This window comes from Streptomyces sp. NPDC088194 (assembly GCF_040702025.1).
In the GTDB taxonomy this organism is placed as follows: domain Bacteria; phylum Actinomycetota; class Actinomycetes; order Streptomycetales; family Streptomycetaceae; genus Actinacidiphila.
In genome coordinates, this window is the sequence record NZ_JBFBIV010000012.1 from 1 (window position 1) to 16655 (window position 16655).

At 74.3% G+C, this 16655-nt stretch carries 9 protein-coding genes; all 9 read left to right on the forward strand.

The annotated features are described in order from the left end of the window. Positions 1-834: 834 nt before the first annotated feature. The 9 genes from AB0399_RS08835 (at position 835) to AB0399_RS08875 (ending at position 16655) form a co-directional block, all read left to right on the forward strand. On the forward strand, positions 835-1176 hold the full coding sequence (locus AB0399_RS08835; protein ID WP_329363006.1) for a sulfurtransferase TusA family protein: 342 nt from the start codon (positions 835-837) through the stop codon (positions 1174-1176). A gap of 31 nt (positions 1177-1207) precedes the next feature. Next, positions 1208-5440, forward strand: coding sequence for a carboxypeptidase regulatory-like domain-containing protein (locus AB0399_RS08840; protein ID WP_366410753.1), 4233 nt, complete (start codon positions 1208-1210; stop codon positions 5438-5440). Positions 5441-5537: 97 nt separating this feature from the next. Continuing rightward, complete coding sequence (locus AB0399_RS08845) at positions 5538-8939, forward strand: AAA family ATPase (protein WP_366410754.1); 3402 nt, start codon at positions 5538-5540, stop codon at positions 8937-8939. A gap of 787 nt (positions 8940-9726) precedes the next feature. Beyond that, positions 9727-11337, forward strand: a complete 1611-nt coding sequence (locus tag AB0399_RS08850) for an AMP-binding protein (RefSeq protein ID WP_366410755.1) — start codon at positions 9727-9729, stop codon at positions 11335-11337. Beyond that, positions 11334-12608 carry a pyridoxal phosphate-dependent aminotransferase gene (locus AB0399_RS08855; protein WP_329363014.1) on the forward strand — a complete coding sequence of 425 codons (1275 nt, stop codon included), beginning with the start codon at positions 11334-11336 and terminating at the stop codon, positions 12606-12608. Before AB0399_RS08850 ends, AB0399_RS08855 begins: the two co-directional genes overlap by 4 nt. 31 nt (positions 12609-12639) lie before the next feature. Then, positions 12640-13983 (forward strand): lysine 2,3-aminomutase, encoded by a 1344-nt coding sequence (locus AB0399_RS08860; protein ID WP_366410756.1) that lies wholly within the window; start codon positions 12640-12642, stop codon positions 13981-13983. Continuing rightward, entirely contained in the window at positions 13980-15161 is a 1182-nt protein-coding gene (locus tag AB0399_RS08865) for an acyl carrier protein (protein ID WP_366410757.1), read from the forward strand. The genes AB0399_RS08860 and AB0399_RS08865 overlap by 4 nt, the downstream gene beginning before the upstream one ends. A gap of 41 nt (positions 15162-15202) precedes the next feature. Next, positions 15203-15448, forward strand: a complete 246-nt coding sequence (locus AB0399_RS08870; RefSeq protein ID WP_329373736.1) for a phosphopantetheine-binding protein — start codon at positions 15203-15205, stop codon at positions 15446-15448. Next, positions 15441-16655, forward strand: a complete 1215-nt coding sequence (locus tag AB0399_RS08875; protein ID WP_329363021.1) for an acyl-CoA dehydrogenase family protein — start codon at positions 15441-15443, stop codon at positions 16653-16655. Before AB0399_RS08870 ends, AB0399_RS08875 begins: the two co-directional genes overlap by 8 nt.

Sequence of the window (16655 nt, forward strand, 5' to 3'; positions counted from 1 at the left end):
GCCCGCCCCGAGGAACACCTCGGGGCGGGCACGCGCGCGTGTGCGAGGGTGAGGGCCGCCGCACGGGCGTTCAGGCATCCTGACGCCCCGTCACCTCGGCCGGTGCCAGGCGGTGCCCCCGACGCCCCGCTGCCCTTGCTGCCCCCGGTGCCCCCAACGCCCCACCGCGCGGGTGTTCGGTGTCGAGGAGAGCTGCGAGGTCGGGGCACCCTCCACGAGTACCAGGTCAGCCGCGGCGCCAGGCTCGATTCGCCCGCGGTCGGTGGGGCCGGACCGGTCGGTGGGGCCGGACCGGTCGGCGGTACGCCGCGCCGCCGCGCTGAGCGCCCCGACCGGACTCCAGAGCGCCGGCCCGAGCGGGCGCGGCTCGTCGTGCGGGCCGGCGCCGTGAGCGAGGCCCGGGGCACCGAGGTGGGGACACCGAGGCGGGGTGCGCCGGTACCGGGGAGAACCTCGACGCCCGCGGCGTGCAACGGCCCGACCGGGCGCAGGCGTCGGACAGGTGGACGTTCCGAGAGAACCGGCAGCGTGCCGGGCGACTGCCCCGTGTCGATGAGGCGCCGGCGTCGCCGGGCATGGATCGCCTGGTCGCCGATGCCCAGGAGCCGGGCGACCTCGGCGACCTCGCTTCCGGGTGCGACGAGAGCGACGAGAGCGACGAGAGCGAGAACCCTCGTGGAGGGACCCGGGAGTGACGTCAAGCCGCGCCACACGCAGGCATCGGGCCGGCCGCCCGTCATCCGGTGAGGTGCGGCCGAGCGCAGTAACACACGAGTAACGCCCTTCGACCGTACCTTCGGTGAGCCCTGGTACCCCACGTCCGAGGACCGCTCAGTGCCCGATCCCTGTCCACCCGACCCGACTTCCGCTCCCGCCGACCCACCCGGCGGCGCCGACCAGCCGCTCGCCGTGGTGGACGGCGGTGAGGAGCCGTGGTCCCGACTGCGCGCCGCTCTGGAGCGGCGCCGCGCGGCGCTCCCACCGGGCGCGCTGCTCGAGGTCTCGACCTCCCACCCCGAGGCCGTTTGTGCCGTCCCGGCCTGGTGCGCCCGCAACGGTGACCGGCTGACCCGCACTCACGACGGCGACGCCGTCGCCCGCTTCGTCATCCGGATCGGCGCGCACCCGGAACCCGGTTCCGCGGGACAGGCCCTGTCCCGCGACCCCCATGAGTAAGCCCACTCCGCCATCAGCAGGGAGACACCGCATGTTCCGTCGAAAGTCGGCCGACCCTCCGCGGGCCGGCCGTCAGCCGCAGTGGCGCGGCTTCGCCCGCAGACTGCTGCCGCCCCTCGTGGCACTGGCGATAGCCGCGGGGCTCGCCGTGGCCGCCCCGGCCGTCGCTTCGGCTGCCCCGACCGCCGCCCCGGCCGCCGCCCCGGCCTCGGCTCCTGCCGCCCACCCCACGCACGAGCTGTGCGCCAAGCCCACCAAGCCGCGCCAGATGGCCTGTCTGGCCGTGGTGCGCGACGACGTCGCGCCGCTGCGCGGCGTGCAGCGGCCCAACGCCGCCGGTACGGACACCGCCCCCTCGGGCCTGTCGCCCAACGACATCGACAGTGCCTACGACCTGCCCACCGACACCGGCGCGGGGGCCACGGTCGCGGTCGTCGACGCCTACGACGACCCCAACGCCGAAGCCGACCTGGCCGTCTACCGCAGCCAGTACGGCCTGCCGCCCTGCACCACCGCCAACGGCTGCTTCCGCAAGTCCGACCAGCGCGGCGGCGTCACCTACCCGGTCAGCGACAGCGGTTGGGCCGGCGAGATCTCGCTGGACGTGGACATGGTCAGTGCGGCCTGCCCGCAGTGCCACATCCTGCTGATGGAGGCGGACTCGCCGACCACCGAGAACCTGGGCAGCGCGGTGAACGAGGCGGTGGCGCTGGGCGCCGACTACGTCTCCAACAGCTACGGCGGCGCGGAGTACGCCGGTGAGGCCGCGGACGCCGCGAAGTACTACGACCACCCGGGAGTTGCGGTCACCGTCAGCTCCGGCGACAACGGATACGGCAACGAATTCCCCGCCGCTGCCTCCCAGGTGACCGCGGTCGGCGGTACCTCGCTGGTCAAGGACGCGAGCGACCCGCGGGGCTGGCGCGAGAGCGCGTGGAACGGCGCCGGCAGCGGCTGCGCGGCCTACGCTCCCAAGCCCTCCTACCAGTCCGACACCGGTTGCGCGCAGCGCACCATCGCCGACGTGTCCGCGGTCGCGGACCCGGCGACCGGTGTCGCCGTCTACAACACCTGGGCCGGCGCCGGCTGGGCGGTCTACGGCGGCACCAGCGCCGCCGCGCCGATCATCGCCGCCGTGTACGCGCTGGCCGGCACCCCGGCCACGGGCGACCACCCGGCCGCCTACCCGTACGCCGACCGCAGCGGCCTGAACGACGTGGTCGACGGCAGCAACGGAGGCTGCGGCAGCTACCTGTGCACCGCGGGCGCCGGTTACGACGGGCCGACCGGCCTCGGCACCCCGCACGGCACGGCCGCCTTCGGGATTCCCGGCGCGCACGGCGAGATCACCGGCACGGTGACCGACGCGGCAACCGGCAAGCCGGTGCCGGGAGCGACGGTCGCCACGTCCGCGGGCACGGTCTCCACGGGGAAGGACGGCACGTACCGGCTCGGCCTGCCGGTGGGCCGGTACGACCTGAAGGTGACCGCCTACGGATACGCCGCTCGCACCCTGGACGGGGTGTCCGTCACCGACGGCGGTACCACCGCCGAGGACGTCGCCCTGACGTCGGAGCCGATGGCCACGCTCAGCGGCAAGGTCACCGACGGCAGCGGGCACGGCTGGCCGCTCTACGCCACGGTGGCCGTCGGGGGCCGCCCGGGCGGACCGGTGTACACCGACCCGAAGACCGGCGCGTACAGCGTGCGGCTGCCGCAGGGCTCGGACTACACGCTGCACGTCAGCGCGGTCGCGGCCGGCTACACCGCGGCGGACGACACCGTGACCGTCGGCACCGCGGACACCGTCCACGACACCGCGCTCGCCGTGGACGCGACGGCATGCGTCGCCCCCGGCTACGCCGCCGCCTACACCGGGTTGAGCCAGACCTTCGACACCGGCTCGACACCCACCGGCTGGACCGTGGACACACCGCGGACCAGCGTCGCCGGCTGGACCTTCGACGACCCCGCCACCCGCGGCAACCAGACCGGCGGCCGGGGCGGCTTCGCCATCGTCGACGGCCAGTACGCGGGCCTCGGCCTGTCCCTGACCACCACGCTGACCAGCCCGTCCACCGACCTCAGCGGCCAGGACGCTCCGGTGCTCGGCTTCCGCTCCGACTACAACGAGGCCTACGGGGGCTCCGCCTACGTGGACCTGAGCCTGGACGGCGGCACCACCTGGAGCACCGTCTGGCACCAGAGCCACGTCGGCGGCCAGATGGAGACCGTTCCGCTGCCGCAGGCCGCCCACCAGCCCAAGGCCCAGATCCGGTTCCGCTACGCCAACTCCTACGACTACGACCGGTGGTGGCAGGTGGACGACGCCTACCTGGGCACCCGGGCGTGCGCGCCGGTCGCGGGCGGCCTGGTCATCGGCCGGGTCACCGACAGCAACACCGGCAAGGCCGTGGACGGCGCGAAGGTCACCAGCGCCGACCAGCCGCTGGACTCCGCCACGACCGCGCCGACCGGCGCGGACACCGCCCTCGGCGACGGCTTCTACCAGATGTTCTCCTCGCTGACCGGCAAGCACGCACTGAAGGTCGCCGCCGCCGGCTACACGACGGCGTCGGTCCCGGTGACCGTCAAGGCCGACGCCGTGGTCAGGGCCGGCACCGCGCTGGCGGCGGGCCGGCTCACCGTTGGCGGCCCGGTGACGCGGAGCGTCGCCCTGGGCAAGGCCGGCACCGGCACGTTCACCGTCACCAACACCGGGACCGCCCCGGCGAGCGTGCAACTCGGCGAGCGGGACGGCACCTTCACCTCGCTCACCGGTACGGTCAGCAGCCCCGCCTCGACCACCGCCCCGGCCGGACCCGCGACCCAGCGGATCAAGGGCCACTACGCCGGGACACCGCTCGCCCGGCGCGCGGCGGGCCCGGCCGGCACCCCGAGGACCGCCTCGCCGTCCGCCGCACCCTGGCAGACCCTTCCCGACCTGCCCAGGGCGGTCCAGGACAACCTGGCCGCCTCCCTCAACGGCGTGATCTACTCCGTCGGCGGCACCCGGGGCGTGGACGCGGTGCCGGACGGCTACGCCTACGACCCGGCCACCGCCACCTGGTCATCGATCGCCGACCTGCCCGTCCCGAGCGAGCGCCCGGTCGGCGGCTTCATCGGCGGCACGCTCTACGCGGCAGGCGGCTGGGACAGCACCGGCCGGCCGATCACCAATCTCCAGGCGTACGACCCGGTGACCGACACCTGGTCGCAGAAGGCCGCGATGCCGCACCCGTACGCGGCCGCCGGCGCCGCCGTGCTGGACGGAAAGCTGTACGTGGTCGGCGGCTGCGACCAGAGCAACTGCGGCCACACCGATGTGCAGGTCTACGACCCGGTCTCGAACACCTGGTCCGTGGCGGCGTCCTACCCCGCCCCCACCTCGTGGCTGTCCTGCGGCGGTCTGGACGGCGCGGTCTACTGCGCGGGGGGCCTGGACCTGAGCAGCGTCAGCACCACCAAGGGCTGGGTGTACGAACCGGGCTCCGACTCCTGGACCCCGCTGCCCGACCTGCCGATCGACCTGTGGGGCAGCGCCTACGCCACCGCTGACGACCGGCTGGTCGTCTCCGGGGGTGTCACCTCGGGCAGCACCGTCCTGACCAACCAGGGCTTCGCTCTCGACCCGCAGACCCGCACCTGGACGCCGCTGCCCAACTCGAACGCGGCCACCTACCGCGGCGGGGCGGCCTGCGGCTTCTACAAGGTCGGCGGCTCGGTGGGGCCGTCCCAGATCGCGCCGGTCGCGGAGGTCCTGCCGGGCTGGGACCAGTGCGGCTCGGCGGACGTCGACTGGCTCGGCGAGACACCCGCGAGCGCGAACCTCGCGCCGGGCGCGTCGGTGAAGATCGCCGTCACGGTCAACTCCGCCGTGGTGAGCCAACCGGGCACCTACGGAGCGCAGCTGACACTCCGCCAGAGCACCCCGTACACCGTCGGCCCGGTCGACGTGACCATGGACGTGACCCCGCCCACGAGCTGGGGCGAGGTCACCGGACTGGTGTCGACCGCGCAGTGCGACGGCACCACGACCCCGCTGCCCGGCGCACTGGTGCAGATCGACGGGGCGGCCGGCAGTTGGACGCTGACCACCGGTGCCGACGGCCGCTACGCACTGTGGGCGGACCGGAAGAACAACCCGCTCACCGTCATCGCGACCGCCGGCGGGCGGCAGCCCCAGACGGCGAAGGTGAAGATCACCGCGGGAGGTGTGAAAACCGCGGACTTCGCCCTCAAGCCCGTCAACTCCTGCGGCTGAGACCGCGGGTGGCCGGGTGCGGCGGGAACGTCCCGCCGCACCCGGCGCCTCGGCCGGCACGAGACACCGCCGGTGAAACTCATTACAGTGCCCAACCATGGACCACGACCTGCGGCTCCACCTCCTGGGCGGCTTTCGCGCCGAGTTGGCGGAGGCGGGAGGCGACGCGACGGCGGTCGTCGTGGACGAGGAGCGCTGGACCCGCTCCAGCGCCCGGCACCTGGTCAAGCTGCTGGCCCTGAGTGAAGGAACGTCACTGCACCGCGATCGGGTGCAGCGCCTGCTGTGGCCGAGCGCCGGCCGGCAGGCCGCCCAGGTCAGCCTGCGCGTCGCCCTGCACGCCGCCCGCCGTGCCCTCGAACCGGGCCTGCCGCCCCGCGCCGCCTCCTCCTACCTCGTCGTCCAGGACGGCATGGTCCAGCTGGTCCCGGAACGGACCCGGGTCGACCTGCACGAGGTCCGTGCGGCGGCCAACGCGGCCCTCGCCGGGCCGCCCACCACGACGGCCCTGGCCGCCGCGCTGGCCGCGCTCGACCGGCCGTTGCTGCCCGAAGACCGCGACACCCCCTGGACGGCCCCGGCCCGCAGGGACCAGCAGGAGCTGCTGCGCCGGCTCGCGACCGCGCTGGCCGACCTCTTCCGCGACGGCGGGGAGCCGGCCCGCGGGGTCGAGCCGCTGGCGGCGGCCCTGGCCGCCGACCCCCTGGACGAAGGGCTGCACCGCCGGCTCATCCGGCTCCACCTCGACCTCGGGCGGCGCCGCGAGGCCATCCGCCAGTACCACGCCTGCCGCGTCGCGTTGCGCGCCGAACTGGGCGTCGACCCCGACGTCTCGACCCGCGCACTCTTCCAGGAGGCGGTCTCCGCACCGCAGGACAGCGTCTTCCAGGGGCTTGCCGCCGCCCTGCCGTCCGCCCTGGAATCGCCGCCGCCGACCCCGCTGTTCGGGAGGGTCCGCGCGCTGCGGCTGCTCACCGCCGACCCCGCGGGCACGGTCGGGCGACTCACCCTGGTCAGTGGCGAGACCGGCGTCGGCAAGACCAGGCTGGTCGCCGAGGCGGCCAGGGCCGCCGCCGCGAAGGGCGCGGTCGTGCTGTGGGCGGCCGGCGAGGAGGGCGCGCGCGACGAGCCGTACCGCACGGTGGCCGCCGCGCTCGACGACTTCGTGACCGGATGCCCGCCGCGCGTCCGCGAAGCCCTCGCCGTGCAGTACCCCGACCTGGCGGAACTGCTGCCGGGCTTCGGCGGCGGTGTCCCCCCGCTGACCCGGGGCCCCGACGACCCGCACGTCGGCACCCCGCAGGAGCGCAGGGACAGGCTGCGCGCCGACACGGCGGCGCTCCTCACCGACCTGGCCGCGAACCGCCCGGTGCTGGTCGTCCTCGACGACCTGCACACCGCGGACGGGCCCTCGCTGGAGCTCGTGGCCCATCTGCTGCGCCGGACCGCGGGGCGCCCGGTGCGCTTCCTCGGCACCTACCAGGAGCCCGAGGCGGGCGGCGACCTGGAGCGGTTCGTCCGGGCCACCACCGCCGCGGGCACGCTGCGCCAGCTGGAACTGATGAGGCTCAGCCGCGCCGACTGCGACGGGTACGCGACCGCGCTGCTCGGCGCGGCAGCACCCGGGGCCGGGCCGGACCTGGTCGAGCGGGTCTTCCGGGCCTCGCTCGGCAACCCGCTCTTCGCCCACGAGCTGATCGGCGCCTGGGCGGCGGAGCCGTCGGGATCGGCGGGCGGTTCCACCCACCAGGTGCCCAGCGGCCTGCGTGAACTCGTGGTCGCCCGGGTCGACCGGATCTCGGTCGACGTCCGCCGGGTGCTGGAACTGCTCGCCGCGCTTGGCGGCCACGGCCCGCTGGCCGAACTCCGCGCCAGTGCCGCGCTCCTCGTACCTCCGCTGACCGAGGAGGTACTGCTGACCGCGTTGGACCGCGCTGTCACCACCCGCCTCGTGGAGGACCGCCCGGTCGGCACCGCCGCCGGCTACGCCTTCCGCCACCCGCTGGTCCGCAGGGCCCTGTACCAGCGGCTCTCGGCGGCCCAGCGGCTCCGGTTGCACCGCGCCCTGGCCCTCGCCCTGGAGCGCACCCGCCCGCGGGACGTGGACGCCCTTGCCCGGCACTTCGACCGAGCCGAGCACCCCCGGGCCGCCGACCACCTGCGCAGGGCCGGCGATCGGGCGGCCGCGCTCTACGCGAACGACGCCGCCGAGCAGTACTACGGGCGCCTCGCCGAGCGCCTCGACCAGTCCGGCGACCCTTCAGGAGCAGCGGCGGCCCGGGTGGCCCGGGCCGCGGTGCTGCGCACCGCCGCCCGGTGGGCCGACTCCGCGGCGGCGCTGACCGCGGCCGAGGGCTGGTACCGCGACGCGGACGACACCGAAGGGCTGGTGCGCACCATCACCGAGGGCGGCCACCTGCACGCGGGCGCCGGCACCCCGGCCCTGGGGCTGGCCGCGCTGCTGGCGGTGAACGACTCGACGGCCTCTGCCGCGGTGCGCGCGGCCCGCCAACTGGTCCTGGGCCGGCTCTACTTCCCGCTCGGCCGGTATCCGGAGCAGCTGGCCGCCGGCGACGCCGCGGTCGCGCTGGGCCGGGAACTGATCGCAACCGGCCATCCAGCCGGGCCCCGTACAGTGATCGACGGGCTGGTCTGCCGGTCGGTGGCGCAACTCGCCGTCGGACAGGCGGCGGACGGTCGGCGCAGCCTCCAGGAGGCCGCCACGCAGGCCGAACCCCTCGGTGACGCCGTGCTGCTGGCCACGGTGCTGGGCAACCTGTCCGAGGCGTGCCGGCGCGACGGAGACCTCACCGGCGCGCTGGTGCACCGTGCCCGCGCGGTCACGCTGGCCGAGCGGATCGGTGACCCCTCCCGGCTCGCCTTCCAGTTGGCGAACCTCGCCAACCTGCGCCTGCTGACCGGTGACCCCGACGCGGCGGCCGAACACGCGCAAGAGGCCGTCGCCCAGGCCCGCTCCGTCGGTACGTCCTGGTCGCTCGCCTACGCCATGCTCAACCTCGGCGAGGTGCACCTCCGCACGGGCCGTACGGACCAGGCCGAGCAGTACCTGGCCGAGGCCGCGGAGGCCGCCGCGGCCAGCGGCGACGCCCAGGCGGGACTGCGGACCGTCGTCCTGCGCGCGGAAGCGGCGCTTGCCGCCGGCGACCCGGCGCGGGCGGCGGTGCTGCTCGGCCCGTACACCGAAGGGGACGCGGCCGAGCGCGTCAGCCCGCTCGTCGGATGGGCCCGCTTGGAGACCGGGGCGGTGGACGACGCGCTGGCCGCCGCCGCGAAGGGAGTACGGCGCGCCGGCGAACTCCCCGACCGCCCGGCCGAGGTCGACGGCCTGTGGGTGCTGGGGCGCGCCCTGCTCGCGGCCGGGCGCCCCGCTGACGCGGCGGCGGAACTGCGCCGGGCCGTCGCCCTCGCCGATGCCATGCCGTACCCGGCGGGCGCGGCCCGCGCACGAACGGAGCTGGCAGCGCTTCAGCGACCGTAGCGACCGTGCACCGCTGGAGTCGTCGCCCCGCGCTGCTCCGTCGGCTGGACGGACCCCGATCCGCCGTCCGGAACCGTGGCGCGGGCGCGGCAGCGGCCGGCAGGGCCTGGGACCGGTCGACGGCGGCGTCCAGGTGGCGGGTCGTCCGGAGTACGGCGGCGGTCAGGAGCAGGCCGGGAGCGCCGGGTCGGTCCTCCCGGTACACGGGGGCGGCCGAGTGGAAGACGCGCGCGGGAAACAGTTCCGAAGGGCGCCGGCATCGCGGGATTCCGGCCGCCGCACTTCGGCGTCCACCAAGGGAGTGGACCTCCAAATCGGCCGGGACGCCATGGACTTGCGCGGTCTTCGTCATTCTCGTGCAATGTTCTCTTCACGAATGTCTGCTACCAGCGGCGGGCGTTCACATTTTCCTCACCCTCTCACTCCGCCACCCTCGGCAGATCTTCTCCACTTCGCTCCGGGCGCCGCCGCGAGTCCCGATTGGCCGGAAATAAAAGAAGGCCGAAATTCGCCACGGCACAGAATCGGCCACCTCGGCGTCCCGCGGCACGAAAGAAAGCGAAACGCCGGGCGAACCCCCTCGCGACCAGCGCATGACAACGATGCCCAGGTCCGGGAATCGGCCACCCGAAAGCGCCCCCGTCCAGCGCCCGCACCGCGCTGACGTGCGCCGGAGCCGCCGTGGCGGATACGGCAGCGGGGCTGGGACTCATGGGTTCACGCACATGGCTTCCGTAGTACTGTCCCCTGTGCCCAGGCCGCCCCGCCGATTTTCTCGGAGGAGAACATGGCCACCACAGGTTCGTTTTCCCCGTGGCATCGCCAAGCCCCTGAGCTCCTGCACGAGTTCCTGCTCGGTGCGAGCGATACCCTCCCCACCAGACCGGCGGTGATCGAAAGCGCCCCCGACGGGGGCCTTCACACGGTCACCTATCGGGAGTTGGCGGCACGCACCGCCGCCAGGACCGAAGAACTCGCCGGCCTCGGAATCGGAGTCGGCGACCGCGTGGCGCTGGAGTCCGACAGCAGTGCCGCCGTCCTCACGTTGCTGATGGCGTGTTCCGCACTCGGCGCGACCTTTCTTCCGCTGAGCCCGCAGTCGCCCGTGGGCCGCCGGCTGACGATCGTCGGCATGACCGGACCGGCGCTGTACCTGCGGTCCGGCGGCGAGGAACCGCCGGGCCTGCCAGCGTCCACCGGCAGCGGCCGCTTCGGCCCGGAGGAGCTGGTCATCGAGCGCGCGCCGGCCCGGCGCGCCCACCACCGCACCGGCGCCGTCTCCACCGACCCCGCCTACGTCGTCTTCACCTCCGGCTCCACCGGCACCCCCAAGGGCGTGGTGATGAGCCACCGCGGGTATCTGGCCTTCTGCCGGGGGATGTTGCGGCACGACATCGTCACCGCCGAGGACCGGGTCGCCAGCACCTCGCCCTTCCAGTTCGACTTCTCCCTGCTGGACGCCGGGCTCGCGCTGGGCAACGGGGCCACGCTGGTGCCGGTACCGCGCGGCCTGCTGCGCTGGCCGCGGCGCTTCGCCCGCTTCCTGCGCGAGGCCGGGGCCACCCAGGTCAACGGCGTCCCCTCGATCTGGCGGCCGCTGCTGCGGCACGAGCCGGCGCGGCTGTCCGAACTCGGCGCGGTGCGGGGCATCCTCTTCTCCGGCGAGCGCTTCCCGCTGGAGGATCTGCGGCTGCTGCGCCGCGAGTTGCCCGGGGTGCGGATCGTCAACTGCTTCGGCAGCACCGAGTCCATCGCCTGCACGTTCGCCGACCTCCCCGACCCGCTCCCGGCGGACCAGGCGGACATCTCCATCGGTCGGCCGCACGCGGGAGCCGAGATCCTGCTGATCGACGGCGAGGGCCGGCCGGTGGACGAGCCGGGGGCCGTCGGTGAGATCCACCTGCGCAGTCCCGCGCTGTTCACCGGCTACTGGAACGACCCGGCGGCCACCCGCGCCGTCCTGGTGGCCGATCCGCTCGAACCGCGGTCCGGCCAGCTCGTCTACCGCTCGGGTGATCTCGCCTCCCGCGGAGCCGACGGCGAACTGTACTTCCACGGCCGGGCCGACTCGATGGTGAAGATCCGTGGCAACCGCGTGGAGCTGGGGGCGGTGGAGCACCGGCTGCGCGCGTTCCCCTCGGTGGAGGCCGCCGCCGTGCTGGTGGTGCCGCGCGCCGGGGACGCGGCCGATCCCGTGCTGACCGCCTTCGTCGTACCGGAGCCCGCCGCCGGCTGGGACCCCGATCAGCTACGGGAGTTCTGCGGGAAGGAACTGCCCGACTACATGGTCCCCGACGAGCTGAGAGCCATCGACCGCCTGCCGCTCAACCCCAACGGCAAGGTCGACCGGGCCCGGTTGCTGGCACTGGCGCTGCCCGGGAAGGAGCGGACGGTGTGACGCGGATCGAACTGACCGGCGCGCGCGGGATATCGCCCAACCTGGCGCTGGACGAGCAGGTCCGGGAGCGCCGGCGGCGCGGCGACACCGTGGTGCACCTGGGATTCGGCGAGTCGCGGCTGCCGGTGTTCCCGCCGCTGGTCGAGCGGCTGGCCGCGGGCGCGGGCCGCAACGCCTACGGCCCGGTCCGCGGCGACCTCGCGGCCCGGCGGGCCGTGGCCGGGTACTTCACCCGCCGCCGCGTGCCGACCGAACCGGACCAGGTGGTGCTCGCTCCCGGCAGCAAGCCCCTGCTCGCGGCGGTGCAGATGACCGTCCGGGGCGACACCCTGCTGCCGCGCCCCTGCTGGAACACGTATCCCCCGCAGGCGCTGCTGGCCGGGAAGGCGGTCTTCCAGGTGCCGATCCCCGCCGGCTGCGGCGGGGTGCCGGAACCGTCGGCCCTGACGCGGACCATCGCGCGGGCGCGGGAGGACGGCCGGGACCCGCGCATCCTGGTGCTGGCACTGCCGGACAACCCCACCGGGACGGCGGCGCCCGCCGCGCTGGTCCGCGAACTGTGCGCGATCGCCCGGGAGGAGGACCTGCTGATCGTCTCGGACGAGATCTACCGCGACCTCCTGCACGATCCGCGGCAGCCCTTCCTCAGCCCGGCCGAGGTCGCTCCGGAGCGCACGGTGGTGACCACCGGGCTGAGCAAGAACCTGGCCCTGGGCGGCTGGCGGATCGGCGCGGCCCGGTTCCCCGAGAGCACCTGGGGGACGGCGCTGCGCGACGCGGTGGCCTCCTTCGCCAGCGAGGTCTGGTCCACCCTGGCCGGTCCGATGCAGGAGGTGGCCGCCTACGCGTTCGCCGAACCCCCCGAACTGCGCGCCCACCTGGCCGAGGCCGCCCGGCTGCACGGAGCGCTGGCCGGTGCCGTCCACCGGATCGTCCGCGCGGCCGGCGCCGAGTGCCGCAGACCCGACGCCGGCTTCTACGTCTACCCGGACTTCGAACCGCGCCGGGAGGCCCTGGCCGCCCGGGGCGTCACCGACTCCGCCACCCTGCAGGACCGCCTGCTCGACGCGCACGGCATCGCCGTCCTCGGCGGCCACCACCACGGCGACGAACCGGGAGCGCTCCGCTTCCGGGCGGCCACCAGCATGCTCTACGGCGAGACCCCCGAGGAGCAGTCCGCGGCCCTGCACAGCCCCGATCCGCTCGTACTGCCCCATGTCTCGCGGCTCCTGGCCGCGATCGAAGAGGGGTTCGGCAAGCTCTGCGGCTGAGCCGCCCCCGACCGGAAGGAATGACCGCACGGTGCCCCCGAGCAACGCAAGCGTTCCGCCGACCACGGACAGCCCGCCCCGGTTCCATGCCGTCACCTCCAGACACCTGGACGACCTGACCGCCCGCGCCGGCCTGAGCCCCGACCAGCGCCTGGGCGTGCGGGCGGTGGCCGAGGTGCTGCCCTTCCGGGCCAACAGCCATGTCGTGGACGAGCTGATCGACTGGTCCGCGGCCCCCGACGACCCGATCTACCGCCTGGTCTTCCCGCAGGAGGACATGCTGCCGGCCGAGGACGTGGCCAGGATCGCGGACCTGCTGCGCAGCGGGGCGCCACGCCGGCAGATCCAGACGATCGCCCACCAGGTGCGGATGCGGCTGAACCCCCACCCCGCCGGCCAGTTGGAGCTCAACCACCCGGTGGTGGACGGTCGGCAACTGGCCGGAATCCAGCACAAGTACCGCGAGACGCTGCTGTTCTTCCCCCGCCAGGGCCAGACCTGCCATGCCTACTGCACCTACTGCTTCCGCTGGGCGCAGTTCGTCGGCGAGCCGGAGCTGCGGATGGCGGCCGACAGCGACGAACTGGTCCTGGTGGACTACCTGCGCGCGCACCCGGACATCACCAACGTGCTCTTCACCGGCGGCGATTCGATGATCCCCAGCGCGGCGGTGCTGAGGCGCTACGTCGAGCCGCTGCTCGCGCTGGACCAGATCGAGTCCATCCGGCTGGGCACCAAGGCGCTGTCGTTCTGGCCGCGGAAGTTCCTCACCGATCCGGACGCCGAGGATCTGCTGCGGCTGTTCGAGGAGGTCGTGGCGGCCGGCAAGAACCTGGCGCTGATGGCCCACTTCTCCCACCCGCGCGAGCTGGAACCGCCGGTGGTGGCGCAGGCGGTGGCCCGGTTGCGCGGCACGGGGGCGGTGATCCGCACCCAGGCGCCGCTGATCCGCTCGATCAACGACGACCCGCGGGTGTGGGAGTCGATGTGGCGCGCCCAGGTGCGGCTCGGGATGATTCCGTACTACATGTTCGTGGAGCGGGACACCGGTCCGGTGGACTACTTCGCGGTGCCGCTGGCCCGGGCCTACGACATCTTCCGGGACGCCTACGCCTCGGTCTCCGGCCTCGCCCGGACCGTACGGGGGCCGTCCATGTCGGCCACCGCGGGCAAGGTCTGCGTGGACGGGGTGGTCGAGCTCCTCGGCCAGAAGGTCTTCGCCCTGCACATGATCCAGGCCCGCGATCCGGCCCTGGTCGGCCGGCCGTTCTACGCCGCGTACGACCCCGCGGCGATCTGGCTCGCCGACCTCAAGCCCGCCTTCGCCGACCGGTTCCCCTTCGACGCCGACGACACGGCGGAGGAGTCGCTGTGACCGCGGCCCCGGAGATCCGAGCCGAACTGCTGGACTGCTTCCAGAGCAACCTCGCGGTGCTGGCCGACCGGTACCACGGCGCCGGGACCCACCTGCGGCTGGGCGCCGCGCTGCGCCTGCGCACCCGCCCCGGTCCGCACGGCCTGCCCACCGTCGAGCCCTCCCTGGACGAGGCGTTGGCCGACGCCGCGGACCTCCTCGGCCTCGCCCTCGCCCAGAAGTGGCCCGGCGCCGACGGCGACTGGGCGCGATCGCTACGGGAGACGGCGTGGGTGGTCGCGGACGCCTACCACCTGCCCTGGGTGCCCTACCACGGGCAGCGCCACATCGAGCACAGCTTCCTGGCCGAACCCGACGGCGACGGCGCCCTGGCGGTGACCGACGCCTACCACAACGACACTCCGTGGGGCGCGGCGCGCCCGACGCGACTGCTCCTCGAACGGGAGGAGCTGGCCGCGGTCCTGGACGCCGGCCCGGGCCGGGCCTTCCAGTTCGCCCCCACGCCCCTCGATCCCGCTCGTCTCGATCCGCCGGGGGAAGAGGTACGGATATCGTCCGCCGGGGCCGACGACTACCTGCGTCCCTACGCCGAGCATCCGGACCGGAAGCTGACGCTGGATCAGTTCACCATGGAGACCTGGCTGCTGGCCCGGTCACGCCGGCTGCGTGCGGCGTATCTGGCCCAGGGGGACGCGGGGACCCCGCAGCACGTCGCGGAGCACCTCGCCCGCTGGGACGGGTTGGTCGAGTACACGTATCTGACCTCCCGCCGCGTCGCCCGGGGCCGGGCGGAGCCACCCGATCTGCTGCCGCGGGCGGCCGAACTCCTGCACGCCGACTGGGAAGTGCTCTGCGGTGGCGACCGGGGGGCAGGCGACATCGGGGCGGCCGGTGCTGCCGGGGCGGCCGGCGGTGGTCCACCTTCCCCCGAGCAGGTCGCCTCGACGGTGGCCGGGATCGTCGGGCGGGTCCTCGGCATACGGGACGTGCCCGCGCCCGACGCCGACCTGACCGGACTGCCCGCCTTCAACTCCCTGCGGATGCTGGAGATCGTCGACGGCCTGGAGGAGGGCTTCGCCATCGAGTTCGGGCCGGGGGACCTCCTCCCCGAACGACTGCACCGCATCGTCGACCTGTGCGAACTGGTCGAGCGACGGCTCAATGGCGGCGCCGGGTGAGCCCGGCGTCCACACCGACCGAGAAGGGTGCCCGCGCCGTGATGGACGAACGCTTCACCGGGATACTCCGGCCTTTCCTCCCCCACCTGGCCGACCGGCCGATCACCCCGGACACCCGGCTGCGGGAGGCCGGGCTGACCTCCATGCAGTCGATCGAGCTGCTGCTCGCCCTGGAGGACGAGCTGGGCGTCGAACTGCCCGACGAGGCGCTGGTCGAGAAGACCTTCAGCACGGCCGGCGCGCTGTGGTCGGCGGTCGCGGCACAGGAGGGCGGCGCCGATGTCTGAGTCCGCGCGTCCCCGCCCGGCGGCCGGCGGCCGCTTCGCCCGGCAGACCGATCAGGCCCGCGCGGTGGCCGAGAAGTACGCCCAGCAGACCGACGCGGCGGCCGAGTTCCCGGTCGCGGTGCTCGACGAGCTGCGGGCCGGCGGGCTGCTCGGGCTGATGGTCCCCACCGAGTACGGCGGCCTGGGCGGCACCCTGGACGAACTGCTGGACGTGAGCATCGCGCTGGGCCGCACCGACCTGTCCGCGGCTCTGATCTTCGCGATGCACTGCCAGCAGGTGGCCTGCGTGGTCACCCACGCCGCCCCGCCGCTCGCCGAGGAGTTGCTGCCGCAGATCGCGGCCGGGCGGATGTACCTGGCGTCGGTGACCACGGAACCGGGCAAGGGCGGCCATCTGCTCACCGCGGGCGCCCAACTCTCCGCGGACGAAGGGCGGTCCGGGCACCTGGAACTCGACCGGTTCGCGCCGATCGTGACCGGCGGGGCGTACGCCGACGGCTTCCTGATCAGCATGCGCGCTCCCGAGGCGCCCTCCGCCGACGCGGTCTCCCTGGTCTTCGCCCGCCGCGACCAGCTGGAGATCACCGCCTCCGGGGAGTGGGACCCGCTCGGGATGCGGGCCAGCCACAGCGTGGCCCTGCGGCTGACCGGCAGCATCCCGGGGCACCAAGTCGTCGGCGAGCACGGCGAGTTCCGCGCGGTGGTGCTCCAGACCCTCGGTCCGCTGGCGCACCTGGGCTGGTCGGCCTGCTGGCTCGGCACGGCCGCGGGGGCGCTGTCCCGGGTGCTGCGGATGCTGCGGGAGTCCGCCCGGGGCAAGGACGGCAAGGACGGCCGGCTCGAGTCGGAGCTGCTGCTGAGCCGGCTCTCCCGGGCCCGGCAGCGGCTGGACACCGTCCACGCGCTGCTGCGCCACACCGCCGCCGTGGTCACCGCCGCCGCCGAGGGCGGCACCGATGTCTCGCTGCCCCGCAACCAGTTGCTGATCAACAGCCTCAAGCTGACCGCCTCCGAGGAGTGCCATCGCGCCGTGGAGGACCTGATCGACGCCGTCGGGCTGCGGCACGGCTATCTCAGGAACTCGCCCACCCGCCTGGAGAAGGCGTTGCGCGATCTGCGCTCCGCACCGCTCAACTACAGCAACGACCGTCTCCACCAGGCGGACGGCGTCCTCGCCCTGCTCGACGCGGGGGTGTCCTTTGCCTGA